This window comes from Serratia sp. T13T92, assembly GCF_047530105.1.
Classification (GTDB): Bacteria; Pseudomonadota; Gammaproteobacteria; order Enterobacterales; family Enterobacteriaceae; genus Chania; species Chania fonticola.
Genome location: NZ_JBLJAK010000022.1, coordinates 45,112 through 69,756, shown reverse-complemented (window position 1 = coordinate 69,756; position 24,645 = coordinate 45,112). Strand labels below are relative to the sequence as shown.

Sequence of the window (24,645 nt, the reverse complement as noted above, 5' to 3'; positions counted from 1 at the left end):
TTAACTTACGATCATATCGTCGCGATGCACGGCCACCGGGCCATATTCATAGCCCAGGATCTCGCTGATTTGCTGCGAGTGATGCCCGGCGATCATGCGCATGGCATCGCTGTTATAACGGCTGACGCCATGAGCCAGATCGCGCCCCGCCAAATTGCGGATGCGGATCACCTCACCACGTGAGAAATCACCTTTAACATCGCGGATGCCCTTCGGCAGCAGTGAACTGCCACGGGCCATCATCGCTTCTACCGCCCCATCGTCAACGGTGATCTCCCCCGCAGGCGGTGCACCGAAGATCCAGCGCTTGCGGTTCTCCAACGGGGTTTCCAACGCATGGAAGCGGGTACCCACCGGATTACCTTCAATCACATCGGCGACCACGCCTGGCTTGCTACCGGCTGCGATAATCACATCAATGCCCGCGCGGCAGGCCACATCGGCCGCCTGTAGTTTGGTGCCCATTCCGCCGGTGCCCAAACCGGAAACGCTGTCGCCCGCAATCGCTCGCAGCGCATCGTCGACGCCATGTACTTCACGGATCAACTCGGCTTGCGGGTTATTACGCGGGTCAGCGGTATATAAGCCCTGCTGATCGGTCAGCAGCAGCAGTTTATCGGCCCCGGCCAAAATGGCAGCCAGTGCAGACAGGTTATCGTTGTCACCAACTTTGATTTCTGCGGTGGCGACCGCATCGTTCTCATTAATCACCGGAACGATACGGTTATCCAGCAGCGCGGTCATGGTGTCGCGCGCATTGAGGAAGCGCTCTCGGTCTTCCAGATCGGCACGGGTCAGCAGCATCTGCCCGATATGAATGCCATAGATCGAGAACAGTTGTTCCCACAGCTGGATCAGCCGGCTTTGCCCCACCGCCGCCAGCAACTGCTTGGAAGCGATGGTGGCGGGCAGCTCGGGGTAGCCCAGGTGTTCACGCCCGGCAGCAATCGCCCCTGAGGTCACAATAACGATGCGGTGGCCCGCTGCATGTTGCTGGGCGCATTGGCGCACCAGTTCGACAATATGGGCACGGTTCAGACGCAGCGAACCGCCGGTCAACACGCTGGTGCCCAATTTCACAACCAATGTCTGGCTGCCGTTCATAATAGTTCTGCCGTTGGAGTTAAAAGGAATGCAAATGACGTTGTAACAGGAGAGACGCGTTATGCCAACAGGCACAACGCGATTTCGGCGTAAATATGCGGGGGAATTGATTTAGGCGGAGAGTTTTATCGGCTGCTCGATGAAATCATCGGCGGGTTCCAGCTTCAGCTCCATGGTGGCCAGCAGTTCACCCAGCCGACGATGGAACACGCGCAGCGTGGTTTCCAGCTTCTCTTTCACTTCAGCATCTTTAATCTTTTCTTCGTTCCAACGCCCTTCCTTGTCAAACAGACCAAAGTGGTAGCTATAGGTGAAACGGGAATTATCGGCCTGCAGTTCGATCCACCAGCCCCAGAACTCACGTTTTTCCGGCGCTGGCTTGACGTTGACGCAGACCGCCAGGCAGTCAAAGAAAAAGCGGTCGTTCTCACATTGCCCTTCGCGCAGGTAAGGGCCCAGGCTGGCAAAGCGTTTCATTAGTCGGCTTTTAGGGTGGCCACTCGGTAGCGTCATTTTTCAACCTCCACAATGTAGTCCCCCCTTTTTAACAAACTGTTAAAAATTAGCAACTGGTTAGCGCATTTTATCTCTTAGCCAATCACAAATTTGCAGTAAGGATTGATGGAAACTCTGATAAACCGGCGTACGCGGGATGGCGATCAGTTTGCCGCTCAGTGAAGAAGACGCGATCAGCTGCGACTCTTCTTTTGGACTAAGCGGATCGTCATCCCAATAGGCGGCCAGCATCGGCGTTGGGCAACGGCGGCCCAACAACCCCTGGGTTTTCAGGGAGTAGCGGTTCAGCTCGGTTTTCAACACGCTGTCAGAGGCGTTGGCCATGCCCATGCGGCTGGCAAGCACGTCCATATACATATCCGGCACGTGGTCCTGGCATTTCAACTCACACAGCAGGCTATGCACCACCGGCCCTACGCAGGCTACACCGCGCAAACGCTGCGACTCCAGATAAGCCAGACGCACCGCCACGTTGGCACCAAAGCGGAAGCCGAAGGCGCTGACACGCGTATGGTCAACCCAAGGTACGGAAGGCAGTTGAGCCAACACCTGCTGGTGCAGGAAGCTGGAGTCTTGCGTCAACTTCCACTTATAGGATGAACCGATAGACGGCATATCGATGGTCAGCATTGCTATACCGTGCGGCGCCAGATAATCACGGAACAGGCGGTGGTAATCGGTCTGCAAAGTATCCAGGCTGCCGCACATCATTACCGTTGGGTACGGTGCCTGGCCGTTATCTGGCATATGCAGGAAGCCGGTGATGGAGCTGCCCCCCTCAATGGCGAACTCCAGCTCTTTGAGCTGGTATGGCAACAGCAGTGCGGCCTCTTCATAGGCGCGATTGGAGAGCACCTCTGCCTGTTCGGCAAGCTCATCCCCTTTCAGATGCGGGTAACCGGCAATACTGTAGAGATTGGCGGCATTCAGCCAATACTGCCCGCCGACCAGCGGATCTTGTTGCTCCAATGCCCGCTGCTGCCACAGCATCCCCTGGCGTACCCACTCGTAGATCCAGTTGCCGTTTCGGTAACCGATCACGGTATCCAGCAGGTGATCGTCGCTATGCTCTGCGTTGGAGGCCGCAATGCGCGCCAACACTTCGCTGATTTCCAACGGATCGGTGCCGCGCCAGGTCCACAGCAGATGATTGAGCATGCGATACCAGTTGCCGTCGGTGTCCCCCTCCAACGCAGAGTGCATATCAGCACCTACCGCATGATGGGCACGGGTGACTAACGTCGAGGTTTCGACATGTTTAAAGGAAGGTTTGAACAGTACTTCGGAAAGGTTGGCCTGTGCCATGGTAACAACAGCCTCCTGAGACTTACATCAAGGCTTGAATAGCCGGGATATCTAGGTGTTAGTGTACCTAACTCTGGGGGTAGAAGGCGGGGAATTTACCGAATTTGACGAAACCACCGTATAAACAACAACGCCCGGTATTGCCGGGCGTTTGAAGCAGGGGCTGATTAACGGCCGCCGATCGGTGGTACGAAGGTCACCGCCATATCCCAAGGCTGCTCGATCCAGGTGTCCTGCGGGATATCAACCACGTAATCGTCAACCAGCGGGCGGCCAGCAGGCTTGGCGAAGATGGTCACGAAATGGGCTTTCGGGTACATGTCGCGGATCGCTTTGGCGGTGCCGCCGGTATCCACTAAATCGTCAACAACGATAAAGCCTTCACCATCGCCCTCGGCGCGCTTGAGCACCTTCATTTCGCGTTGGTTGTCATGGTCATAGCTGGAGATGCAGACGGTATCCACATAACGGATGCTCAGCTCACGAGCCAGCAGCGAAGCAGGCACCAGGCCGCCACGGCTTACGGCAATGATGCCTTTCCATTGATCGGCAGGCAGCAGGCGGTGAGCCAGTTTGCGCGCTTGCATTTGCAACATATCCCAGGTAACAACGTATTTTTCGCTCATAGAATGGTGTCCCAGCCAGCAATAGATGTGGCTTACTCAGTAGTTCAGGGGGAAAAAAGGTTGCGCGAGATTATAGAGACTGCGCGCCACGAATACCAGTTGAACCGAGGAGTTGATGCGTTTTTCCTGTGAATATCTTTGTGGCGAGCCGCGTGGCTTATCTGCGCAACCGCCCGTAAAACGGGGAGCCCAAGCCGATAAACAGCGTTATACGGGGCGCGCACAGCCGCAAATAAAATGATATTCTCAGGCTCACGTGCCTGAAGCACAGATAGCCACTCACCCTAACCGCACAGCATTCACTCCCTGCTGAAAATGCTGTCACAGGAGACTTATAGTGTCTGAATTGTCTCAACTTTCGCCACAGCCGCTGTGGGATATTTTTGCCAAGATCTGCTCAATCCCGCACCCTTCTTACCATGAAGAAGCGCTAGCGCAGCACATCCTCGACTGGGCCAAAGAAAAGAACCTGCATGCCGAGCGCGATCAGGTCGGCAATATTCTGCTGCGTAAACCTGCCACCAAAGGCATGGAAAACCGCAAGCCGGTGGCGCTGCAAGCGCACCTGGATATGGTGCCACAGAAGAACAACGATACGGTTCACGATTTCACCAAAGACCCGATCCAGCCTTATATCGACGGCGAATGGATCAAGGCACGCGGTACTACGCTGGGTGCCGATAACGGTATCGGTATGGCCTCTGCGCTGGCGGTGCTGGCCGATGACAGCGTAGAGCATGGCCCACTGGAAGTCCTGTTGACCATGACGGAAGAAGCCGGTATGGACGGTGCCTTTGGCCTGCAGCCAAACTGGTTACAAGCCGACATCCTGATCAACACCGACTCCGAAGAGGAAGGCGAAATCTACATGGGCTGCGCCGGGGGGATCGATTTCATCACCACCCTGCCGCTGCAACGTGAAGCACTGCCAGCCGGTTACCAAACGCTGAAGCTGACCCTGAAAGGGTTGAAAGGCGGCCACTCCGGTGCCGATATCCATCACGGCCTGGGCAACGCCAACAAGCTGCTGGCTCGTTTCCTGTTTGCCCACACGCCAGAGCTGAACCTGCGCCTGCTGGAGCTGAACGGCGGTACTTTGCGTAATGCCATCCCACGTGAAGCTTCTGCCGTAGTTGCCGTTCCGGCCGCCAAAGCCGATGCGCTGAAAACCCTGAGCCAGCAGTTCCTGGCTACGCTGCAAAACGAACTGTCTGCCAAAGAGAAGAACATTACCGTTCTTCTTGAACCAGCCACCACCGCATTGCAAGCGTTAACCGCAGACAGCCAGAGCCGCTTTGTGGCACTGCTCAACGGTACGCCTAACGGTGTGATCCGCATGAGCGACGAAGTGAAAGGCGTGGTAGAAACTTCGCTGAACGTCGGCGTGGTGACCACCAGCGAGCATGAAGCCGAGATCATTTGCCTGATCCGCTCCCTGATCGACAGCGGTAAAGACTATGTGGTGGATATGCTGACCGCCGTGGGCCAACTGGCCAACGCCAAAGTGGCACCGAAAGGCGGCTACCCAGGCTGGCAGCCAGATGCTAACTCGCCGGTGATGCAACTGGTGCGTGAAACCTACCAGAAGCTGTTCAACAAGACGCCGAACATCATGGTGATCCACGCCGGGCTGGAGTGTGGTTTATTCAAGAAGCCTTACCCAGAGATGGATATGGTGTCGATTGGGCCGACCATCACCGGGCCACACTCGCCGGATGAGCAAGTGCACATCGCCAGCGTTGGTCAATACTGGACGCTGCTGACCGCCCTGCTGAAAGCGATCCCTGAGCGCGGGTAATGATGTTGGGCCCAGTTCAACTCTGGGCCCTGAAACTGTTGGTAAAATCTACCGGCCTAATATCCTGGGGCGCGGCACGCCCCTACTTATCAGCATTGCGTTTCGGTTTTAGGATTGCGTTTCTCTGTTAGCCAGATTGCCATTGATCTCATTCATCTGCGACTGTATCAACGCCGCACTAACAGGGGGTAGCAGGAAAGCAAACAGGATAATCAGCCAGGTTTTATACCTTGCGGTTTGCCCATGACTTTCAATGATGGCGCGTAGATTGTCGTTAAGCGTGGAAAATATCGCCGGCGTGACAAAGGCGGTAACAAAAGCCGACCATCCAGCCCCTCTGGGCGTTAGCAGAGCCGCGGATTGGGTGTAATTTCTGATCTCCCCGTGGATTTTTACCAGCCAGTAAATATTGTAAAACGGCACCAAAAACAGCAGGAAAGTCACGGCAGGATCGCGGTATTTAATCGGCTGTGGTATTGCTTGCCGTACTGGCGGTTCGCCATTAAATAAACAGGCCTTAAGCGGCAGCAGGAACAGTGTCCCGATAATGACGGGGGCCGATAGCAGGGTAAAGAAGTACTCAGGGCTGGAAAATAACCGCTCCATATCAAAAAGCCATCCGGATATCGCCATGATGGCTGAGCCAAACACCATTTTTAGCGTCACCATCAGGCCAAATGACAGCACAAATGCCTCTACGCTGCCAACGGCCCCTGCGATAAAGGCCGGAACGATCAGCATGATAGCCCCTAGCCCCATTCCTATCAGGACCTCTCCCGCCATCATCAAAAACTGATTGCTGGTATAAAAGCAGAACAAAAACAGGCCAAACAAATACAGCCCGCTAAAGAGATACAGCAAATAATAGCTTTTCATCCGGCTGGCCATCCAGGCCAACAAGGCTCCAAACAGCATGCCAACCTGTTGTAATCCCACTGCGACCCCAATCATCGAGATCGGTAAGTCTGCGGTTTGCCGGATATAGAGTGCCGAATAGGCATTAAAGAGATATTGGCTAGTCACAATCGCGGTGAAATAAACAACCAGCCCCCAAAATCGATAGCTGCTTTGTAAATCGGCCCATGTCCATCTTTTGACCGGTTTTTGCTGAATCACGTCCATTTTTAACTCTTCCCGTTGAATGTCTTAATCCCAAAGAACAGGCAACGATTGTACCTACGGTGGTGCATTTAAACACACCCGATTTTACTATTACCACGTCAGTACCAACTGCCGCTCCAACTGAGGATCGAGCAACGTTACGTGTAGGCCAACCAGGCGCACACCACGCCCTTCCCTCCGCTCCTGCCATGCCTGGCGAGCAACGTTGAGCAAATCCTCAATATTGAGCACCGGCCAAACGTGCTCCTGGGTGGTTTGCTGGAAGTCCTGGAACTTCAGCTTTACCCCTTGGCGGGCGATATGCAGATCCGGTTTGACCTTGCGCAGCCGCATTTCCAGCTCTGGGTAGAGCTTTTCAACGATCAACGCCTCGCAATCTTCCCACTCATGAATATCGGCCACCAACGTTCGCTCAACCCCTACCGATTTTCGTAAACGATCGGGAGATACCTCACGCTCATCGATACCCTGGCAGCGTTCCCACAGCACCCGGCCAAATTTGCCGAAGCGCTTTAACAAGTCGGCCAGATTATAGTTCTGCACATCGGCGCAGGTGATTAGCCCCACCTCTTCCAGCCGTTTGGCGGTGACCTTGCCCACGCCGGGGATTTTACTCAGCGGCAACTGCTGCAAGAAAGCGGGCACCTGGGCCGGTGTGATGACGTATTGGCCGTTTGGCTTGTTCAACTCGGAGGCTATCTTGGCGAGGAATTTGATCGGGGCAATGCCCGCCGAAGCGGTCAGGTTCAATTCAGCAGCAATTTCCTGACGGATCTGTTGGGCGATCAGGGTAGCGGAACCGTTGCATTGGGTGCTGTTGGTGACGTCCAGATAGGCTTCATCCAGAGAGAGCGGTTCTATCAGCGAGGTATAGCGGGCAAAGATTTCACGGATATGCAGCGAGGCTTCTTTATAGGCCGCCATGCGGCCCGGTAATAGCGTCAAATGCGGGCACAGCTTGAGCGCGGTGGCGGTCGGCATGGCGCTATGCACGCCATAACGGCGCGCCGGGTAGTTGGCGGTGCTGATCACACCACGCCGATCGGCGCTGGCACCGATAGCCAGCGGGATATCGCGCAGGCTGGGGTTGTCGCGCATTTCTACCGCTGCGAAGAAGCAGTCCATATCGACATGAATGATTTTACGCATCGCGCCTCCAATAACACTGTATAAGTATACAGCTAATTATTAAAAGCTCAATATGGAGAGTGTAGACTAACAGCGCCCCTGTGTAGGAAATCCCGAGCGGCTAGAGGATTCGGTGTTTTTCCAACATCTCGCGGCGCAGCGCTTCCTTGGCCATGCGCTTTTTGCGCGCATCGCAAGGCTCCGGGCAGTCGCAGACTTTCTCCATCCCCAGCGCGGTAATGCCACCACAGCTGCCCTGCAAGGTTTTGCGCTTGAACACATAGCCCAGCGACATCCCACCAACCACCAGCAGAAACAGCACAAAGGATGCAGCGAACATCGTCAACATAACGTCTACCCTTTCTTCAGATAGGGTTTGAACGCGTCGGAATAGCGCTCCTCAAACCCCTTGGCGGTTTTCACGATCATAAACACCGGGATCCCCAGCAGGTTGGCCAGCGCCATACCCCGCTCCGGCCCCATCACGTTTAACCCGGTAGAAAGCCCGTCCGCCGTCATACACAGCGGGCTGATCACCGTGATCGACACTAAATTGTGGTGGATCGGTTTACCGGTGAGCGGGTCGATAGTATGAGAATAGCGCACTCCGTCCTGCTCGAAGTAGTTTCGGTAATCCCCGGAGGTGGCCATCGCCATCTCACCCGGCTCGATCACCAATAGCGCCTGCTGCTCCCCCCCGGCGGTTGGCCGTTCGATGGCAATGCGCCAAGGCTTCTTCTCGCCATTATGGCCACGGGTGCGGACTTCCCCACCGATATCGACCATGTAGTTTTTAACCTGCTGCGATTGCAGGTAATGGGCAATCTCATCAACACCGTAGCCCTTGGCAATGGAAGAGAGGTCGACATACAGTTCAGGAATGCGCTTCACCAGCGCATTGCCTTCTACCGCCAGCTTGTCGATCCCCGTCCAGTTACGGCGCTGTTCCAGCTCGGTGGCGCTCGGCACTTTATCCGGCCGCCCTTCCGGGCCAAAACCCCACAGGTTCACCAGCGGCCCGACAGTCACGTCCAGCGCGCCGTCGGTCACACGGTTAATACGCAGCGCTTCCAGCACCACTTCCGTAGTGGCAGCAGAAACCGGGAAAGGTTTGTCCACTTCCCGGCTGGCGTTAAAGCGGCTCAGCTCAGAATCAGGTTGATAGGTCGACATCTGATCGTTGACCTGCACCAGCCGTTTGTCGATCTCCGCTTGCAGCGTTGCCAGCGAAGGTGTTCCGTCCCCAGGGAGATAGCTGATCGAGTACGACGTCCCCATGGTTTTACCCTTGAGGTTTTCCTGTTTCGGCTCACAACCGGTCAGTAACACTGCGGTGGCCAGCGCCACCACCATCATCCAAGCCTTCATTCCTTCGCCGCCTGCTGCTCGCATTTAACCGCCAAAGTCATCGAGCATGATGTTTTCATCTTCCACGCCCAAATCTTTCAGCATCTTGATCACCGCCGCGTTCATCATCGGCGGCCCACACATATAGAACTCACAATCTTCCGGCGCTGGATGGTTACGCAGATAATTTTCCAGCAGGACATTATGAATAAAGCCGGTGTAGCCCGTCCAGTTATCTTCTGGCTGCGGATCGGAGAGCGCCACATGCCAGGTGAAGTTTTCATTCTCTTCCTGCAGGTGGTTGAAGTCGTCCTCGTAGAACATCTCACGCAAGGAACGCGCACCGTACCAGAAAGTGATTTTGCGCTTCGACTTCAGGCGCTTCAACTGATCGAAGATGTGTGAACGCATCGGCGCCATCCCGGCCCCGCCGCCGATAAAGATCATCTCAGCGTCGGTGTCTTTGGCAAAGAACTCGCCAAACGGCCCGGAGATGGTCACCTTATCCCCCGCCTTCAGCGACCAGATATAGGAAGACATAATGCCCGGCGGCACGTCCGGGTTGCTCGGCGGTGGCGTAGCGATACGCACGTTGAGCATGATGATGCCTTTCTCATCGGGATAGTTGGCCATCGAATAGGCGCGCACCGTCGGCTCTTTGACTACCGAACGGTAGCGGAACAGGTTGAATTTATCCCAGTCGCCACGGTATTCCTGCGGCACGTCGAAATCGGCATAGCTGACTTCATGCTCGGGCGCCTCGATCTGGATAAAGCCCCCGGCGCGGAAAGGCACATCTTCCCCGTCCGGAATGCGTAGCTTCAGCTCTTTGATAAAGGTGGCTTTATTATCGTTGGAGATCACCTCGCAGTCCCATTTCTTCACGCCGAAGATCTCTTCCGGCAGCTCGATTTTCAGGTTCTGCTTCACGTTCACCTGGCACGCCAGGCGGCAGCCCTCTTTGGCTTCACGCTTGCTGATATGGGAAAGCTCGGTTGGCAGAATATCGCCGCCGCCCTCTTTGATCACCACCCGGCACTGCCCGCAGGAGCCGCCGCCGCCACAGGCCGAGGAGACAAAGATCCCCTGGCTGGACAGCATATTCAGCAGCTTGTCCCCCGCGGGGGCGGTAAAACTTTTGTCTTGATCGCCGTTAACCTCAACGGCGATGTCACCGGTGTTCACCAACTTGGATTTGGCAAACAGGATCAGTAACGCCAGCACCATCACGATGCAGGTAAACATCACCACGCCTAAAATAATTTCCATAAATGCTTCCTGCCTTTACAACTGGACGCCGGAGAACGACATAAAGCCCAATGCCATCAATCCGGTGGTAATAAAGGTAATGCCCAGGCCACGCAACCCGGCTGGCACATCGGCATACTTCAGTTTTTCACGGATCCCCGCCATGGCAACAATCGCCAACATCCAGCCGGTGCCGGAGCCGAAGCCATACACCACGGATTCCACAAAGTTGTAATCACGCTGCACCATGAACGACACGCCGCCGAAGATGGCACAGTTCACCGTGATCAACGGCAGGAAGATCCCAAGGGCGTTGTAAAGCGCCGGGAAGAAGCGATCGAGGATCATCTCCAGGATCTGCACCAGCGCCGCAATCACGCCGATAAAGGTGATGAAGTTGAGGAAGCTCAGATCGACGCCTTCCACCAGCGCCCCGTCACGCAGGATCAGGTTATAGACCAGGTTGTTGACCGGTACCGAGATACCCAGCACCAGCGTCACGGCAATCCCCAAGCCAAACGAGGTCGAGACCTTCTTCGACACCGCCAGGAAGGTACACATCCCCAGGAAGAACGCCAGCGCCATGTTCTCAACGAACACCGCACGCACAAACAGGCTGATATAGTGAGCCATCGGCGGTTACTCCTTTTCTATCTGCGCTGGCTTGAGAGCACGTAGCCCCCAAATCAGCAGGCCGATGATAAAGAACGCACTCGGCGCCAGCAGGAACAGGCCGTTAGGCTGATACCAGCCACCGTTCTGCACCGTTTCCAGCACCGTCATGCCAAACAGCTTACCCGAGCCGACCAGCTCGCGCAGGAAGCCCACCAGGATCAGGATCACGCCGTAGCCCAGGCCGTTGCCGATACCGTCCATAAAGCTCTCAATCGGCGGCGATTTCATGGCGTACGCCTCGGCGCGGCCCATCACGATACAGTTAGTGATGATCAGCCCGACGAACACCGAAAGCTGTTTAGAGATTTCAAACGCATAGGCTCGCAGCAACTGATCGACCACGATCACCAGCGAAGCGATGATCGTCATCTGCACGATGATGCGCACGCTGTTGGGGATATGGTGGCGGATCAGCGAAATAAAGAAGCTGGAAAATGCGGTGACCAGGGTGACCGCAATCGTCATCACCACCGCCGTTTCCAGCTTGGTGGTCACCGCCAGCGCCGAACAGACGCCAAGCACCTGCAGCGCGATCGGGTTATTGTCAAACAGCGGCCCCAACAGGACCCGTTTAACCTCTTTGGAATCAGCCATTTTTCAGCGCTCCTTCACGGACTTTCTGCAGGAATGGGCCAAAGCCGTACTCGCCCAACCAGAAATTAAACGTATGCTGTACGCCGTTAGCGGTCAGCGTTGCGCCGGACAGGCCATCCACACCGTGGATATCCCCTTGCCGCGCTCCGCCCTTCACAATGCGGATAGCCGGGTTGCCGTTGTCATCAAACAGCTGCTTGCCGATCCACTGCGCGCGCCAGCTGGCGTTCTGGATCTCGCCGCCCAAGCCCGGAGTTTCGCCGTGCTGATAGAAACTCAGCCCGCGCACCGTATTGCCGTCGGCATCCAACGCGACAAAAGCGTACATCATCGACCATAGACCCGTGCCGTAGACCGGCAGCACAATCTTGTCCACCGCGCCGCTTTCATCGCGCACCAGGTAGATTTCAGCCTGATTGCTGCGGCGGCGGATACCGGCCAGATCTTCCTCGGCGGTCAACGCCCGGCTCTTGGCATCGCTGCGTAGTGCAGCGGCCAGATCGAAGGCGGCCGCATCGCCAGGCACAAACTCGCCGCTGTCCAGATCCAGCAAACGCGGTTCGATGCGCTTGCTAAAGGTGGCTTTCACCTGTTCGCCAGTCATCCCCGGTTGCAGTAAACCGGCTACGTCCAGGATGTTGCGCTGCTTATCCAGCAACCGCTGTTCCTGCTGTTTGGATTGCAACCCAACGGCAGAACCCGCGACCACCACAGAACACACCAGACACAGCAGCAGCACTACCAGCAGCGTTTTGCCAATGCTGTCATTTTTAGATTCATTCGCCACGTGCTTTTCTCCGCTTGATGTTAGCCTGCACCACCAGGTAATCGAACAGCGGTGCGAACAGGTTGGCGAACAGGATCGCCAGCATCATGCCTTCCGGATAGGCCGGGTTGACCACCCGGATCAGCACGCACATCACGCCGATCAGGATGCCGTACCACCACTTCCCTTTGTTGGTAAACGAGGCGGAAACCGGGTCGGTAGCCATAAACACCATACCGAAGGCAAAGCCGCCCAACACCAGATGCCAGTACCAAGGCATGGCGAACATCGGGTTGGTGGTAGAGCCGATGGCATTGAACAGATACGCCGTGGCGATCATGCCGAGCATCACGCCAGCCACGATGCGCCAGGAAGCGACGCGGCCAAACAGGATAATCGCCCCGCCCAGCAGGATCATCAGGGTTGAGACTTCCCCGATCGAACCTGGGATGTTACCGATAAACGCGTCCATCCAACTGATGGACTGGCCGGTGGTGACGTTGGTCAGGCTGTGAACTCCGCCGACGCTCCATTGCGCCAACGGTGTCGCACCGGAGAAGCCGTCTGCCGCGGTCCACACCAGATCGCCAGAAATCTGCGCCGGATAGGCAAAGAACAGGAAGGCACGCCCCGCCAACGCCGGGTTGAGGAAGTTACGCCCAGTACCGCCGAAGATCTCCTTGGCGACCACCACACCAAAGCTGATGCCCAGCGCGGCCTGCCATAACGGCAGGGTCGGCGGCACAATCAGGGCGAACAGAATGGAGGTGACGAAGAAACCTTCATTGATCTCATGTTTGCGTACCATCGCAAACACCACTTCCCAGAAGCCCCCCACCAGGAATACCACGGCGTATATCGGCACGAAGTAGGTCGCACCGAGCACCATCTTGCTGATCCAGCCAGCATCGGCGCCGAGCGTTGCCCCCAGCATTTGTGCCAGCCAGTAATGCCAGTCCCCCGCCAGCACCTGTTGCAGCTGCTCGCCGCTGTACAGATGGTGCAGTGCAGGAATGGTCTGCTGGCCCACGTTATACATGCCCCAGAACATGGCCGGGAATACTGCCAGCCACACCAGGATCATCATGCGCTTCAGATCGATGGCATCACGTACGTGCGAAGCCCCGCGCGTTACCGTGCCGGGGGTGTAGAACACCGTCGCCGTCGCTTCAAACAGCGGGTACCACTTTTCCAGCTTGCCGCCCGGCGTGAAGTGATGCTCAATCTTGTCAAAAAAATTCTTCAGGCCCATCGGTTATCCTTCCTGCTCAATCTTGGTCAGCACTTCGCGCAGCACCGGGCCATATTCATACTTGCCGGGGCAAACGAAGGTACACAACGCCAGATCTTCTTCATCCAGCTCCAGACAGCCCAGCGCCTGGGCACTGTCCGTATCGCCCGCCAGCAGATCGCGCAGCAGATGGGTCGGCAGAATATCCAGCGGCATCACCCGCTCGTAATTGCCGATCGGCACCATCGAACGCTCACCGCCGTTGGTGGTGGTGGAGAAAGCGAACAGCTTGTGCTTGAGGAAATGGCCCAGCGTGGTGCGGGTGATGGAGAACTTGTCCGATGCCGGAGCAATCCAGCCGAACAGCTCTTTCTCCCGGCCTTCCAGCAACACCGAAACCTGGTTGTGGAAACGGCCAAGCCAGGCACTCGGGCCGCTGGCATGGAAGCCACTCAGCACCGAGCCGGAAATCACCCGGTTTTCACCGGCCTTCAGACGGCCCGCAGTCAGTTGATCCAGGCTGGCCCCCAAACGAGTGCGCAGCAGCACAGGCTGTTCCACCTGTGGCCCCGCCAGGGCGACCACGCGTTGGGTATCCAGCTTGCCAGTGGTAAACAGGGTGCCGATGGCGATCACATCCTGATAACCGATATGCCAAACGGTTTTCTTCAGGCTGACCGGCTCCAGGAAGTGAATATGCGTGCCCACCAGCCCCGCAGGGTGCGGGCCAGCAAACTCGCTGTAATCAATCTGCGCCCCAGCAGCCGTATCCAACCGCGTACCCGCTGCATGGCAGACGTGTACTTTGCCGTCTGTCAGGCGTGCCAATACCGTCAGCCCGGCATTAAATGCCGCCAATTGCTCGTTGATAATCACCAACGGATCCGCTGCCAGCGGCTGGGTATCGATAGCGCTGACGAAAATAGCGCGCGGTGAGGTACCTGGAAGGGGAGTTTTGCTAAATGGGCGAGTACGCAGTGCGGTCCACAGGCCGCTGGCGATCAGATCGCTTTCAACCTGTTGGCGCTCCAGCATCGGCAAATCGGCCTGCTGATAATAGGCCAGTTCCACCTGCTCTTCGCCGTCGTTTTCGATGTCAATCACCACCGATTGCAGCATGCGGCGTTCGCCGCGATTGATAGCGGCGATCTGCCCGCTGGCCGGAGCCGTGAAGAAAACCCCAGGGATCTTCTTATCTTCAAACAGCGCCTGGCCTTTCTTAACACGATCGCCAACCTGTACCAACATGGAGGGACGCATACCAACATATTCCTGGCCGAGCAGCGCCACTTGTGTGACCGCTGGGCCATCCTGGATCACCTGAGAAGGCGCCCCAGCGATTGGCAGATCTAACCCTTTTTTTATTTTGATCATAGGATTTATACGATGTTTTGAATTTTCACACGCCTAACCAACCCAGAGGTAGGCACAAAGCATGCAGGATGATGAGGTGGCCCTAGCCCCCTCCGGATGAACACGATGACCTCATGCACAACTTGAATATTCACACTGACCGCCGACACCCAGGCCAATGATTAAACCAATACTGCAGAATGTTAAAACATTGCTATCAACGATGGCGGAATTGTTGCTATTTCACACAATATCCCTGTACTGATTACCGATTAATAACGATGCAGCATGGGCAAGATATTAACATTTTCGACAGAATTTTTCCGTGCTATCTAGTGACCTGAGTCGAGGAAATGCAATTAAACACCTGTTATCTCTTGACACTACTCGTTAAAAACGTGGGTTCATTTCACTTTTACCGAGGATTGTAGTTTTTTTATACACTTCGCATATTGCTAAAAAACAACACGCTGGTAATCTGACGGGGTTAAATACACAAACTCCGTCAGTGGCACGCTGGCTGCGTTCTAAAAATAAATAAGCAGGAATAATTAAGAATGAGCAAAATCGCGCTGTTGTTTGCGATGCTATTTTGTACGCCGCTGATCACGGCGTGCAGCGCCAGTGAGCCAGCCCCGGCTCCCCAGGCCCCTTTGGTTGCACAGCAGTTATTAGGTTCACCGGTCTATATCCAGATATTCAAAGAAGAGCGCAAGCTGGAGTTGTACGCCAAGATGGGCAACGAATTCCGTCTGGTGAATAGCTTCTCTATCTGTAACTTCTCCGGAGGGCTTGGCCCGAAGCGCCGTGAAGGGGATTTTAAAAGCCCGGAAGGTTTTTATAGCGTCGATACCCGCCATCTGAAGCCAGACAGCAAATATTATCGTGCCATCAATATCGGTTTCCCTAATGATTACGATAAAGCGCAGGGATATTCCGGTGCCTATCTGATGATCCACGGGGAATGCAAATCGATTGGTTGCTACGCGATGACCAACGCTTATATGGACGATATCTATCGTTACGTTGAAGCGGCGTTTACCCATGGGCAAAGCCGGGTGGACATCAGCATTTATCCGTTCCGCATGACCGAACAGAACCTGCAACGCCACCGCTCATCAACCTACATCAGCTTTTGGCGTCAGTTAAAACCGGGTTATGACTACTTCGTCAAAAACCGTCAGCCACCGCTGGTTAGCGTGACCAACGGCCAATATGTGTTGGCACAGCCGGTGATTGGCAGCGGCCAGCCAACGCAATACGCCTCAACGATTGAGACCAGCAACAACCCGTTCGCCCGCAGCCAGCCGCTCACCGTAGTGAAATAACGCAAACTCGCCTGGTGCAATCTTGTGCCAGGTTTCGTTGCCCGTCAGCGGTTGGGTCGCAATGACCGTGACCACGTCATCCGGCGTGGTCTGCCGCTGAAAATCAATCTCTACATCCTGATCGAGCAAGGTGGCTTTGCCAAACGGTGCTCGCCGAGTGATCCAGTAAAGGTTGGTGGAGCAATAGGCCATTACAAAGCGCCCATCTGACAACAGCATGTTGAACACCCCTTTCTCTCTGAGCCGATCGGCCAATAACGCGATATAGCGAAACACGGCTGGCAAGTTGCTGGGAGTGCGCGGATATTTCAGCGCCAACTGGTGTAACAGCCAGCAGAAGGCATATTCACTGTCGGTCTGCCCTACCGGGCGGAAATTGCCGGTCGCCAGTTGGCGATAGCCTTTCAGTTGCCCATTGTGAGCGTAAGTCCAGTTGCGACCCCACAGCTCACGGGTAAAGGGATGGGTATTTTCCAGCGCCACCTCACCGCGATTAGCCTGGCGGATGTGGGAGACCACGGCACAGGACTTGATCGGGTATTCCTGCACCAGACGGGCAATAGGTGAATTAAAGCTGGGTTGGGGATCCTTGAATGTGCGACAACCGTTGCCTTCATAGAAGGTAATGCCCCAGCCATCTTTATGTGGCCCGGTTCGGCCACCGCGCTGTACCAGCCCGGTAAAGCTAAAGCAGATGTCGGTTGGTACGTTGGCGCTCATCCCGAGCAGTTCACACATCGATTGCCACCCCTTGAGGACTACTGACATTGGTATAAGGGCGCAGCTTGATGCCACGCCCTATATTGAATGCTGATCTCGCCGTTAAGCTTTAACCATCTCTTTTTCGATCAACATGATCAAGATGTGGATCGCTTTGATATGGATTTCCTGGATACGGTCGGCGTAGCCAAAGTGCGGCACACGGATTTCCACGTCGGCGCTACCGGCCATTTTGCCACCGTCTTTACCGGTCAGGGTGATCACTTTCATCCCCTTGGCGCGGGCGGCCTCAATCGCTTTGATGATGTTGCCAGAGTTGCCGGAGGTGGAGATCCCCAACAGCACGTCGCCTTCACGGCCTACGGATTCCACATAGCGGGAAAATACGTATTCATAGCCAAAATCGTTGCTGACGCAAGACAGGTGGCTAACGTCAGAAATCGCGATGGCCGGATAGCCTGGGCGATTCTCACGGTAGCGGCCAGTCAGCTCTTCTGCGAAGTGCATCGCATCACAATGCGAACCACCGTTACCGCAGGAAAGCACTTTCCCGCCGGCTTTAAAGGAATCCGCCAGCAGTACTGCCGCGCGTTGGATGGTGTCAATGTTGGCGTCATCGCTAAGGAATTTAGCCAGAGTATCAGCCGCTTCATTCAGTTCACTGCGAATTAAATCGTGGTACATGGAGATCGCCTCTTGTTGTGCGGTGGCATCGTCAATCTTTCGTCTCGCAGTGTAACGGATTGCAGAAAAACCTAGAAGCGTTGCGACGCAAACAGCGCTAGTGTGAAGCGACCCGGCGATTTTTTGACAATTGATGCTGTCAGTTTGTGACTTAAGTTGTAATTAAAGTGTAAATACATTGATAAAAAAATGGGTATGGACTAAAACCATTAGATATACACAACAGGTCAGACCTCTTACTACTTCGGAGCTTCTTATGATGGTTCTTAGTATCGTTGTTTTACTCGCACTTATTGGTGTGGTGTTTTATCACCGAGTGAACCTGGCTCTCAGCAGTCTGCTGCTGTTGGCCTTTACGGCGGCCATGGGCGCTATTGGCCTTTGGACCTACTGGATGCTGGTACCGCTGGCAATCGTGCTGCTGCCGCTGAACATCGTTTCGTTGCGCCGCTCGCTGCTTTCTGCCCCTGCACTGCGCGCCTTCCGCAAAGTGATGCCGCCAATGTCCACCACGGAAAAAGAAGCCATCGACGCCGGGACCACCTGGTGGGAAGGCGATCTGTTCCGCGGCCAACCGGATTGGAACAAGCTGCACAACTATCCGCAGCCTAAGCTGACAGAGGAAGAGCAAGCCTTTATCGACGGCCCGGTGGAAGAAGCCTGCCGCATGGCCAATGACTTCGAGATCACCCACGAACTGGCCGATCTGCCGCCAGAGCTGTGGGCCTATCTGAAAGAACACCGCTTCTTTGCGATGATCATCAAGAAAGAGTACGGCGGGCTGGAATTCTCCCCTTATGCTCAGGCCCGCGTCCTGCAAAAGCTGGCGGGTGTCTCAGGTATTCTGGCGATCACCGTCGGCGTGCCTAACTCCCTCGGCCCAGGCGAGCTGCTGCAACATTACGGCACTGAAGAACAGAAAGATCACTACCTGCCAGGCCTGGCGCGCGGTGATGAAATTCCATGCTTCGCACTGACCAGCCCAGAAGCGGGTTCCGACGCCGGGGCCATCCCGGACGTAGGCACCGTGTGCATGGGCGAATGGCAAGGTAAACAGGTGCTGGGTATGCGCCTGACCTGGAACAAGCGCTACATTACCCTGGCGCCGATTGCCACCGTACTGGGGCTAGCCTTCAAGCTGCATGACCCAAGCCGCCTGCTGAGCGATAACGAATCCCCCGGCATCACCTGTGCGTTGATCCCAACCAACACCCCAGGGGTAGAGATCGGCAACCGTCACTTCCCGCTCAACGTGCCGTTCCAGAATGGCCCAACCCGCGGCAACGACGTGTTCGTCCCGATCGATTACATCATTGGCGGGCCAAAAATGGCAGGTCAAGGTTGGCGGATGCTGGTTGAATGCCTGTCGGTTGGCCGTGGTATCACTCTGCCGTCCAACTCCACTGGCAGTCTGAAGTCGGTGGCTTTGGCGACCGGCGCTTACGCCCATATTCGCCGCCAGTTCAAAATCTCTATCGGTAAGATGGAAGGGATTGAAGAGCCGCTGGCACGTATTGCCGGTAACACCTATGTGATGGATGCCGCCGCCTCGCTGATCACCTATGCGTTGATGCAGGGCGAAAAACCTGCGGTACTGTCTGCCATCGTGAAATACCATTGTACCCACCGTGGCCAGCAGGCCATCATTGATGCGATGGATATCACCGGCGGTAAAGGCATCATGCTGGGTGAAGCCAACTTCCTGGCCCGTGCCTACCAGGGCGCGCCAATCGCCATCACGGTAGAAGGTGCCAATATCCTGACCCGTACCATGATGATCTTCGGCCAGGGGGCGATCCGCTGCCATCCTTATGTACTGACCGAAATGGCGGCTGCCCAGAGCAACGATCTGCACAGCTTCGACCAGGCGCTGTTTGGCCACCTCGGCCACGTTGGCAGCAGCAAAATGCGCAGCCTGTGGCTTGGCCTGACCAATGGCCGCACCAGCAGCACGCCAACCAAAGACGCTACTCGCCGCTACTATCAGCAGCTCAACCGTCTGAGCGCCAACCTGGCGTTGCTGTCTGACGTTTCCATGGGCGTGCTGGGCGGCAGCCTGAAGCGCCGCGAGCGTATCTCTGCCCGCTTGGGTGACGTGCTGAGCCAAATGTACCTGGCCTCGGCCACGCTAAAACGCTTTGAAGATGAAGGCCGTCAGAAAGAAGATCTGCCATTGGTTCACTGGGGCGTGCAAGACAGCCTGAACCAGGCGGAGCAAGCGCTGGACGACTTGCTGCGCAACTTCCCGAACCGCTTTATCGCCGGGGTGATGCGCCTGGTGGTGTTCCCATTCGGCCGTGTGCATACCGCACCTTCCGATAAACTGGACCATCAGTTGGCGAAGATTATCCAACAACCTTCAGCCACCCGTAGCCGCCTTGGCCGTGGCCAATACCTGACGCCAAGCGAGCACAACCCGGTTGGCCTGCTGGAAGCCGCGTTGCTGGACGTGATTGCCGCAGAACCTATCCACCAGCGCCTGTGCAAGCAAGCCGGTAAGAACCTGCCGTTCACCCGTCTTGATCGTCTGGCACAGCGTGCACTGGATGAAGGCAAAATCAGCGCCGACGAAGCCAAGATCCTGGTGAAAGCGGAAGAGAGCCGTCTGCGTTCAATCAACGTTGATGACTTTGCACCAGACGCGCTGGCGGCGCAGCAGCCGGTAAAGCCAGTAAAGCTGGAAAAACGCCAGCAGCAGACTGAAGCCGCATAACGGTTTCCGGCCATAAATGCCAAAGGGGCGATACCATAACGGATCGCCCCTTTTTCATTGCAGATTCAGATTGGCTCAGCCATGTTGGCGGATACGCGCCAGCAAGGCATCGATATGTTCTATGTGCGGCGCATTGACGATCAGCGCACGGCCCAGATTGAGGGCGTTACGTTGACATTCGGCACGCATTTCCGCATCAGTGATGCTGTCCAGATCGGCCACGTGCGCCAGCCCGATAGTGCGGCGTATCAGCTCCGTACCGCAGTAACCCACCGCATCTGTCCATACCTGTTGCAGGAACTGCTCGGCATAGCCCGGCAGCGCCAGCGTTGCGTCACGGCTATGTTGATGGCACAACGCCAGAAAGCGATCGGCAAAGATCAGCCACAGTTCACGCACATCCTGCAATCGCTGCTCACGCCCCGCCGCCGCATCACGCGGGCCGAACAAGCCAGGCAAACCGCAATAGTTCAGCAGCAGATTACCCAGCGCAGTGCCAATATCAAAGCCGATCGGCCCGTAGAAGCCAAACTCGGCGTCGATCGCCTTCAGCTTACCTTCCGCGACAAAGATCGAACCGCTATGAATATCACCGTGCAGCAGCGCTTCGGCCTTGCTCAGGAAGCGATGCTTCAGCCCGGCTACCGCCAACTTCAGCGCCGCGTCATCACGCAGTGCCAGCACTTGCGGCAACAGCGCCTCGTCAAACTGATTACGCTCATGATCCTGATAGGGATCGCTAAAGAACAGATCTTCGGTGATCTGGCACAGCTCCGGGTTGGTGAAACGGCTGACTTCGGCCTTTTTCAGCTGTGCGGTCTGGTAAAAATCAGAGGTGTGGAACAGAGTTTGCGCCAGGTATTCCGCCAGTTGCCCGGCGGCCAGCGGATAGTAACGCCCCTTCACCAGCTCACTGCGCCAGATGTGATGGTCAGAGAGATCCTCCTGCACCATCACCGCCAGCTCAGGATCGTGATGCAGCACCTGCACCGTGTGGCGTGGGCACAGCGCCCCGTGGATCAGCAGCGTTTCCGCTTCGATACGCGCCCGATCCAGCGTCAACGGCCAAGATTCCCCCACGCAACGTACGTACGGCAGAGCCTGCTTGACGATCACCCGGCTGACGCCGTCAGCATCACGGATTTTAAAGACCAGGTTCAGATTGCCATCGCCGATCTCGTCGGCACTTACCAGCGCCTGTGGATCGGCCAGTTGCCCATATTGACGCGCGTATTCAACGGCATCGGCAGCAGTAAACGTACGATATTGTGACATCCCCCAACCCCTCTGTTCTTTCCCATAGCGATGATTTTTTTATTTTTAGCCGCAAAAGCGTTTGGACGTCTATACATCCGGATGTCATGTTGGCAGAATGGGTTCACAGATGCAATAAGAAACACACAAGGATTTAACCACTGATGCAAGCACTTAACACCACCAGCCTGAGCCTGCAAGACAACCGCCTCCAGATCCTTGACCAGCAAGCTTTGCCGCAGGAAAAGTGCTGGCTGCCCTGCGACAGCGTGGACGAGTTGGTTGGGCATATCCGTGCCCTGCGGGTGCGCGGCGCACCGTTGATCGGGCTATCTGCCAGCCTGCTGCTCGCTCTGTTGGCCGAACGTGGTCTGTCGCAGGCTGAACTGGAGCAGGCATTGCAGACGCTACGCGCCTCACGCCCGACCGCGGTGAACCTGATGAACAATCTGGATCGTATGAAGCAGGCTTTGGCACAGCCGGATTGGGTGAGCGCGATGGCCGAGGAAGCGCTGCGCCTGGTAGAGGAAGATCGGACCCTGTGCGATCGCATCGCCGATAACGGGGCCGAGTGGGTGAAACCGGGCAGTCGCCTGCTCACCCATTGCAACACCGGGGGACTGGCGACGGCGGGCGTGGGTACGGCGATTGGCGTTCTATTGCGAGCGCACCAGCAAGGCAAGATCGCCCAGGTTTGGGTCGATGAAACTCGTCCGTTGCTGCAAGGGGGCCGCCTTACCGCCTGGGAGTTGGGAGAGCTGGGCATTCCTTACCGCTTGATCTGCGATTCCATGGCCGCCAGCCTGATGGCTACGGGCCAGGTTGATGCCGTCTGGGTAGGCGCAGACCGCATTGCGGCCAACGGTGACGTGGCTAATAAAATCGGCACTTACAGCCTGGCGGTACTGGCTCATTACCACCGTATTCCGTTTTACGTGGCCGCCCCACACACCACGCACGATCCTCATTGCCCGGACGGCGCGGCCATTCCTATCGAACAGCGCGCGGCAGAGGAAGTGACGGGGGTCAGCGGTAGCTTTGGTTCCTGCCAATGGGCACCGCTCAATGCGCCAACCTACAACCCGGCATTCGATGTCACTCCAGCAGCATTAATCAGCGGCTGGGTGTTGGATAGCGGCGTCATTACGCCAGAGCAGGTTGCCGACGGCATTTTCCAACGCGCATTGGCATAACTTTTTGCCCTTCAATCTAGCTTTGGATATACCTCGGCAATCTGGTCGCCGGTGAAATGGGCCACCCAACCTTCCGGATTATCAAAGACGCGGATGGCGGTGAAGTTGGGGGCCGAGCCCATATCAAACCAGTGGCGAGTATTGGCTGGCACCGAGATCAGGTCGTTTTTCTCGCACAGGATTTGGAAGATTTTGCCTTCCAGATGCAGGCAAAACAGCCCCGCCCCTTCGACAAAGAAGCGCACCTCATCCTCGCCATGAGTATGCTCGGCCAGGAATTTCTCCCGCAGCACTTCACGCTGGGCGTTGTCCGGACGCATGCTGATCACATCCCAGCTTTGGTAGCCCTTTTCCGCCACCAGCCGGTCGATCTCATGCTGATAGGCGGCAATCACCGCTTCTGGCAGTGGGCTCTCGCCCAACTCGCGATCGGCCTGCCAACGCTCAAAACGTACGCCAATCTGCGCCAACTGCTGCTGGATAGCCTGCGCATCCTGGCTCTGCCATAACGGCTGCTGCGGCTCTTTATCGCTAAAAATGGTCAATCCACTCATTAGACAAACTCCCCTAATTGGATGTGATCAAAACGGTTAACCTGCCGGTGCTGGCTTTGTGGATCGGCAGCGTCACGGATCAGTTGGCAGGTATGCCAGCCCGCTAGCCGTGCCGCGTCCAACTCCTGATGGATATCGGAAAGGAACAGCAGCTCAGTTGGCGCCAGACCGATGGCTTGGGCGATATTGTGGTATGACGCGCTTTCACGCTTGGCCCCTACGTGCGTATCAAAGTAACCACTGAACAGCGGTTGCAGATCTCCCGCATCGCTGTAACCAAACAGCAGCTTTTGCGCTTCAACCGAGCCGGAGGAATAGACGAACAGTTTCAATCCTTGCTGCTGCCAAGCGGCCAGCTGTTCGGCCACCTCCGGATAGATATGCCCCTGAAAATCGCCGTTTTGATAGCCGCTGCGCCAGATAATGCCCTGCAAAGCCTTCAACGCGGTCGATTTGCGATCTTCATCCATAAAGCGATAAAGGGTGGTAATAAGCAGCTCATTATCGGCGTCCGGCTGCGCGATCTCTGCACGCAATGCCGCCAGCGGAGCCGCAACTTCGGCGTCGTTGGCATGGCGGCGGATAAACTCCCCCAGCCGCTCACGGGCATAGGGGAACAGCACCTGATGCACAAAACGGATATCGCTGGTGGTGCCTTCAATATCGGTGACGATGGCGCGGATCATTTGGCCTCCAGTAAACGGCGTTGCAGTTCGCACTGGAACAGGAATTCCAGCCCTTCAAGATGGCGGCGCGCTTCCTCCACCTGTTTGCCCCAGCAATACAAGCCGTGGCCGCGCACCAGAAAACCGTACTGCAAGGGCGTTACCTCGGCAAATGCGGCCACACGCGCAGCCAGCGCCGGAATATCCTGGTCGTTATCAAAAATGGGGATGCTGACGCTGTCGAGGTGGCTCTTCTGCCCGCTGAGGGATTTCTGCATTTCATACCCTTGCAGCACCAGCGCTTCACTTTTCTCCACGCGGGAAAGCACGGTGGCATTGACCGAATGGGTATGCAGGATGGCACCGACGGTGGGATAGAGGCGGTAGATCAGCGTGTGCAGACCGGTTTCCGCCGAAGGCGTACGGCCGCTGGGAACATGATTGTTTGCCGTTTCCACCAGCAATAAATCCTGTTCGCTCAGGCTGCCCTTGTCTTTGCCGGACTCGGTCACCAGGCAGTGTTGGGTATCAAGGCGCAGCGACATATTGCCGCCGGTCGCCGGGCACCAGCCTTTTTCACCGATCCAGTGGCAGGCGGCCAATAGGGCTGGTAGTTGCGGGTTTTCTGTCATTCCGTCTTGTTTCCTGATGGCTACGGACGTCTAAACGTCTTGATTGCTAAACATTAACATCGTGCTATATTATTCGCAACATACGCGCC

General features: G+C 56.1%; 24 protein-coding genes. 4 read left to right on the top strand and 20 right to left on the bottom strand.

Annotation, left to right across the window (positions count from 1 at the left end; genetic code table 11):
• The 4 genes from proB to gpt form a co-directional block, all read right to left on the bottom strand.
• Window positions 1-1,104 (bottom strand): glutamate 5-kinase, encoded by a 1,104-nt coding sequence (proB, locus tag ACMV5I_RS19120; protein WP_021805585.1) that lies wholly within the window; start codon window positions 1,102-1,104, stop codon window positions 1-3.
• Between the two features lie 111 nt (window positions 1,105-1,215).
• Window positions 1,216-1,617: a sigma factor-binding protein Crl gene (gene crl / locus ACMV5I_RS19115; protein ID WP_024528972.1), complete on the bottom strand. Its 402-nt coding sequence runs from the start codon at window positions 1,615-1,617 to the stop codon at window positions 1,216-1,218.
• A 60-nt stretch (window positions 1,618-1,677) separates the two neighbouring features.
• Window positions 1,678-2,925 carry an esterase FrsA gene (frsA, locus tag ACMV5I_RS19110; protein WP_414825062.1) on the bottom strand — a complete coding sequence of 416 codons (1,248 nt, stop codon included), beginning with the start codon at window positions 2,923-2,925 and terminating at the stop codon, window positions 1,678-1,680.
• 167 nt (window positions 2,926-3,092) lie between these two features.
• A complete protein-coding gene (gpt, locus tag ACMV5I_RS19105; protein ID WP_021805588.1) occupies window positions 3,093-3,551 on the bottom strand; it encodes a xanthine phosphoribosyltransferase in 459 nt (152 codons plus the stop codon).
• 337 nt (window positions 3,552-3,888) lie between these two features.
• Between gpt and pepD the strand changes: the two genes are divergently transcribed.
• Entirely contained in the window at window positions 3,889-5,349 is a 1,461-nt protein-coding gene (pepD, locus tag ACMV5I_RS19100) for a beta-Ala-His dipeptidase (RefSeq protein ID WP_121608858.1), read from the top strand.
• 108 nt (window positions 5,350-5,457) lie between these two features.
• On the opposite strand, the gene ACMV5I_RS19095 is transcribed toward pepD, so the two are convergent.
• The 10 genes from ACMV5I_RS19095 to ACMV5I_RS19050 all read right to left on the bottom strand — a co-directional run bounded on the left by ACMV5I_RS19095 (window position 5,458) and on the right by ACMV5I_RS19050 (window position 14,834).
• A complete protein-coding gene (locus ACMV5I_RS19095; protein WP_414825061.1) occupies window positions 5,458-6,471 on the bottom strand; it encodes a hypothetical protein in 1,014 nt (337 codons plus the stop codon).
• 90 nt (window positions 6,472-6,561) lie between these two features.
• Entirely contained in the window at window positions 6,562-7,620 is a 1,059-nt protein-coding gene (gene dinB, locus ACMV5I_RS19090) for a DNA polymerase IV (protein WP_414825060.1), read from the bottom strand.
• Between the two features lie 100 nt (window positions 7,621-7,720).
• A complete protein-coding gene (gene nqrM / locus ACMV5I_RS19085; protein ID WP_024483649.1) occupies window positions 7,721-7,948 on the bottom strand; it encodes a (Na+)-NQR maturation NqrM in 228 nt (75 codons plus the stop codon).
• A gap of 5 nt (window positions 7,949-7,953) precedes the next feature.
• The gene (locus ACMV5I_RS19080) at window positions 7,954-8,967 is read right to left on the bottom strand and encodes an FAD:protein FMN transferase (protein WP_237737076.1); all 1,014 of its coding nucleotides are present in this window, start codon (window positions 8,965-8,967) and stop codon (window positions 7,954-7,956) included.
• Window positions 8,968-8,991: 24 nt separating this feature from the next.
• Window positions 8,992-10,215, bottom strand: a complete 1,224-nt coding sequence (gene nqrF / locus ACMV5I_RS19075) for an NADH:ubiquinone reductase (Na(+)-transporting) subunit F (RefSeq protein WP_024483648.1) — start codon at window positions 10,213-10,215, stop codon at window positions 8,992-8,994.
• 15 nt (window positions 10,216-10,230) lie between these two features.
• Window positions 10,231-10,827 (bottom strand): NADH:ubiquinone reductase (Na(+)-transporting) subunit E, encoded by a 597-nt coding sequence (gene nqrE, locus ACMV5I_RS19070; RefSeq protein WP_414825059.1) that lies wholly within the window; start codon window positions 10,825-10,827, stop codon window positions 10,231-10,233.
• A 6-nt stretch (window positions 10,828-10,833) separates the two neighbouring features.
• Entirely contained in the window at window positions 10,834-11,463 is a 630-nt protein-coding gene (locus ACMV5I_RS19065; protein ID WP_202672791.1) for an NADH:ubiquinone reductase (Na(+)-transporting) subunit D, read from the bottom strand.
• A complete protein-coding gene (locus ACMV5I_RS19060) occupies window positions 11,456-12,250 on the bottom strand; it encodes a Na(+)-translocating NADH-quinone reductase subunit C (RefSeq protein ID WP_202810276.1) in 795 nt (264 codons plus the stop codon). Before ACMV5I_RS19060 ends, ACMV5I_RS19065 begins: the two co-directional genes overlap by 8 nt.
• A complete protein-coding gene (locus ACMV5I_RS19055; RefSeq protein ID WP_141131268.1) occupies window positions 12,240-13,481 on the bottom strand; it encodes an NADH:ubiquinone reductase (Na(+)-transporting) subunit B in 1,242 nt (413 codons plus the stop codon). Before ACMV5I_RS19055 ends, ACMV5I_RS19060 begins: the two co-directional genes overlap by 11 nt.
• A gap of 3 nt (window positions 13,482-13,484) precedes the next feature.
• Entirely contained in the window at window positions 13,485-14,834 is a 1,350-nt protein-coding gene (locus ACMV5I_RS19050; protein ID WP_202810275.1) for a Na(+)-translocating NADH-quinone reductase subunit A, read from the bottom strand.
• Between the two features lie 536 nt (window positions 14,835-15,370).
• Between ACMV5I_RS19050 and dpaA the strand changes: the two genes are divergently transcribed.
• Window positions 15,371-16,141, top strand: coding sequence for a peptidoglycan meso-diaminopimelic acid protein amidase (dpaA, locus tag ACMV5I_RS19045; RefSeq protein WP_414825058.1), 771 nt, complete (start codon window positions 15,371-15,373; stop codon window positions 16,139-16,141).
• On the opposite strand, the gene ACMV5I_RS19040 is transcribed toward dpaA, so the two are convergent.
• Together ACMV5I_RS19040 and lpcA are read right to left on the bottom strand one after the other, a co-directional pair.
• Window positions 16,079-16,879 (bottom strand): class II glutamine amidotransferase, encoded by an 801-nt coding sequence (locus ACMV5I_RS19040; RefSeq protein WP_414825057.1) that lies wholly within the window; start codon window positions 16,877-16,879, stop codon window positions 16,079-16,081. The genes dpaA and ACMV5I_RS19040 overlap by 63 nt on opposite strands.
• Before the next feature lie 84 nt (window positions 16,880-16,963).
• A complete protein-coding gene (gene lpcA, locus ACMV5I_RS19035) occupies window positions 16,964-17,545 on the bottom strand; it encodes a D-sedoheptulose 7-phosphate isomerase (protein WP_024483641.1) in 582 nt (193 codons plus the stop codon).
• Window positions 17,546-17,801: 256 nt separating this feature from the next.
• Between lpcA and fadE the strand changes: the two genes are divergently transcribed.
• Window positions 17,802-20,258, top strand: a complete 2,457-nt coding sequence (gene fadE, locus ACMV5I_RS19030) for an acyl-CoA dehydrogenase FadE (RefSeq protein ID WP_261155888.1) — start codon at window positions 17,802-17,804, stop codon at window positions 20,256-20,258.
• A 75-nt stretch (window positions 20,259-20,333) separates the two neighbouring features.
• On the opposite strand, the gene mtnK is transcribed toward fadE, so the two are convergent.
• Window positions 20,334-21,533 (bottom strand): S-methyl-5-thioribose kinase, encoded by a 1,200-nt coding sequence (gene mtnK, locus ACMV5I_RS19025; protein ID WP_202727766.1) that lies wholly within the window; start codon window positions 21,531-21,533, stop codon window positions 20,334-20,336.
• Window positions 21,534-21,676: 143 nt separating this feature from the next.
• Between mtnK and mtnA the strand changes: the two genes are divergently transcribed.
• Window positions 21,677-22,705 (top strand): S-methyl-5-thioribose-1-phosphate isomerase, encoded by a 1,029-nt coding sequence (gene mtnA, locus ACMV5I_RS19020; protein ID WP_174334237.1) that lies wholly within the window; start codon window positions 21,677-21,679, stop codon window positions 22,703-22,705.
• Window positions 22,706-22,716: 11 nt separating this feature from the next.
• Here the strand turns inward: mtnA and ACMV5I_RS19015 are convergent, their stop codons facing one another.
• From ACMV5I_RS19015 to ACMV5I_RS19005, 3 genes are read right to left on the bottom strand one after another with little or no spacing between them, the layout of a single operon-like run.
• Window positions 22,717-23,259: a 1,2-dihydroxy-3-keto-5-methylthiopentene dioxygenase gene (locus tag ACMV5I_RS19015; protein ID WP_414825056.1), complete on the bottom strand. Its 543-nt coding sequence runs from the start codon at window positions 23,257-23,259 to the stop codon at window positions 22,717-22,719.
• Window positions 23,259-23,945: an acireductone synthase gene (gene mtnC / locus ACMV5I_RS19010; RefSeq protein WP_414825055.1), complete on the bottom strand. Its 687-nt coding sequence runs from the start codon at window positions 23,943-23,945 to the stop codon at window positions 23,259-23,261. Before mtnC ends, ACMV5I_RS19015 begins: the two co-directional genes overlap by 1 nt.
• On the bottom strand, window positions 23,942-24,556 hold the full coding sequence (locus ACMV5I_RS19005) for a methylthioribulose 1-phosphate dehydratase (protein WP_414825054.1): 615 nt from the start codon (window positions 24,554-24,556) through the stop codon (window positions 23,942-23,944). Before ACMV5I_RS19005 ends, mtnC begins: the two co-directional genes overlap by 4 nt.
• Window positions 24,557-24,645: the final 89 nt, after the last annotated feature.

Coding starts and splice junctions, on each gene's coding strand:
- proB (WP_021805585.1), bottom strand. CDS start 1,104: ATGAACGGCAGCCAGACATTGGTTGTGAAATTGGGCACCAGCGTGTTG.
- crl (WP_024528972.1), bottom strand. CDS start 1,617: ATGACGCTACCGAGTGGCCACCCTAAAAGCCGACTAATGAAACGCTTT.
- frsA (WP_414825062.1), bottom strand. CDS start 2,925: ATGGCACAGGCCAACCTTTCCGAAGTACTGTTCAAACCTTCCTTTAAA.
- gpt (WP_021805588.1), bottom strand. CDS start 3,551: ATGAGCGAAAAATACGTTGTTACCTGGGATATGTTGCAAATGCAAGCG.
- ACMV5I_RS19095 (WP_414825061.1), bottom strand. CDS start 6,471: ATGGACGTGATTCAGCAAAAACCGGTCAAAAGATGGACATGGGCCGAT.
- dinB (WP_414825060.1), bottom strand. CDS start 7,620: ATGCGTAAAATCATTCATGTCGATATGGACTGCTTCTTCGCAGCGGTA.
- nqrM (WP_024483649.1), bottom strand. CDS start 7,948: ATGTTGACGATGTTCGCTGCATCCTTTGTGCTGTTTCTGCTGGTGGTT.
- ACMV5I_RS19080 (WP_237737076.1), bottom strand. CDS start 8,967: ATGAAGGCTTGGATGATGGTGGTGGCGCTGGCCACCGCAGTGTTACTG.
- nqrF (WP_024483648.1), bottom strand. CDS start 10,215: ATGGAAATTATTTTAGGCGTGGTGATGTTTACCTGCATCGTGATGGTG.
- nqrE (WP_414825059.1), bottom strand. CDS start 10,827: ATGGCTCACTATATCAGCCTGTTTGTGCGTGCGGTGTTCGTTGAGAAC.
- ACMV5I_RS19065 (WP_202672791.1), bottom strand. CDS start 11,463: ATGGCTGATTCCAAAGAGGTTAAACGGGTCCTGTTGGGGCCGCTGTTT.
- ACMV5I_RS19055 (WP_141131268.1), bottom strand. CDS start 13,481: ATGGGCCTGAAGAATTTTTTTGACAAGATTGAGCATCACTTCACGCCG.
- ACMV5I_RS19050 (WP_202810275.1), bottom strand. CDS start 14,834: ATGATCAAAATAAAAAAAGGGTTAGATCTGCCAATCGCTGGGGCGCCT.
- dpaA (WP_414825058.1), top strand. CDS start 15,371: ATGAGCAAAATCGCGCTGTTGTTTGCGATGCTATTTTGTACGCCGCTG.
- ACMV5I_RS19040 (WP_414825057.1), bottom strand. CDS start 16,879: ATGTGTGAACTGCTCGGGATGAGCGCCAACGTACCAACCGACATCTGC.
- lpcA (WP_024483641.1), bottom strand. CDS start 17,545: ATGTACCACGATTTAATTCGCAGTGAACTGAATGAAGCGGCTGATACT.
- fadE (WP_261155888.1), top strand. CDS start 17,802: ATGATGGTTCTTAGTATCGTTGTTTTACTCGCACTTATTGGTGTGGTG.
- mtnK (WP_202727766.1), bottom strand. CDS start 21,533: ATGTCACAATATCGTACGTTTACTGCTGCCGATGCCGTTGAATACGCG.
- mtnA (WP_174334237.1), top strand. CDS start 21,677: ATGCAAGCACTTAACACCACCAGCCTGAGCCTGCAAGACAACCGCCTC.
- ACMV5I_RS19015 (WP_414825056.1), bottom strand. CDS start 23,259: ATGAGTGGATTGACCATTTTTAGCGATAAAGAGCCGCAGCAGCCGTTA.
- mtnC (WP_414825055.1), bottom strand. CDS start 23,945: ATGATCCGCGCCATCGTCACCGATATTGAAGGCACCACCAGCGATATC.
- ACMV5I_RS19005 (WP_414825054.1), bottom strand. CDS start 24,556: ATGACAGAAAACCCGCAACTACCAGCCCTATTGGCCGCCTGCCACTGG.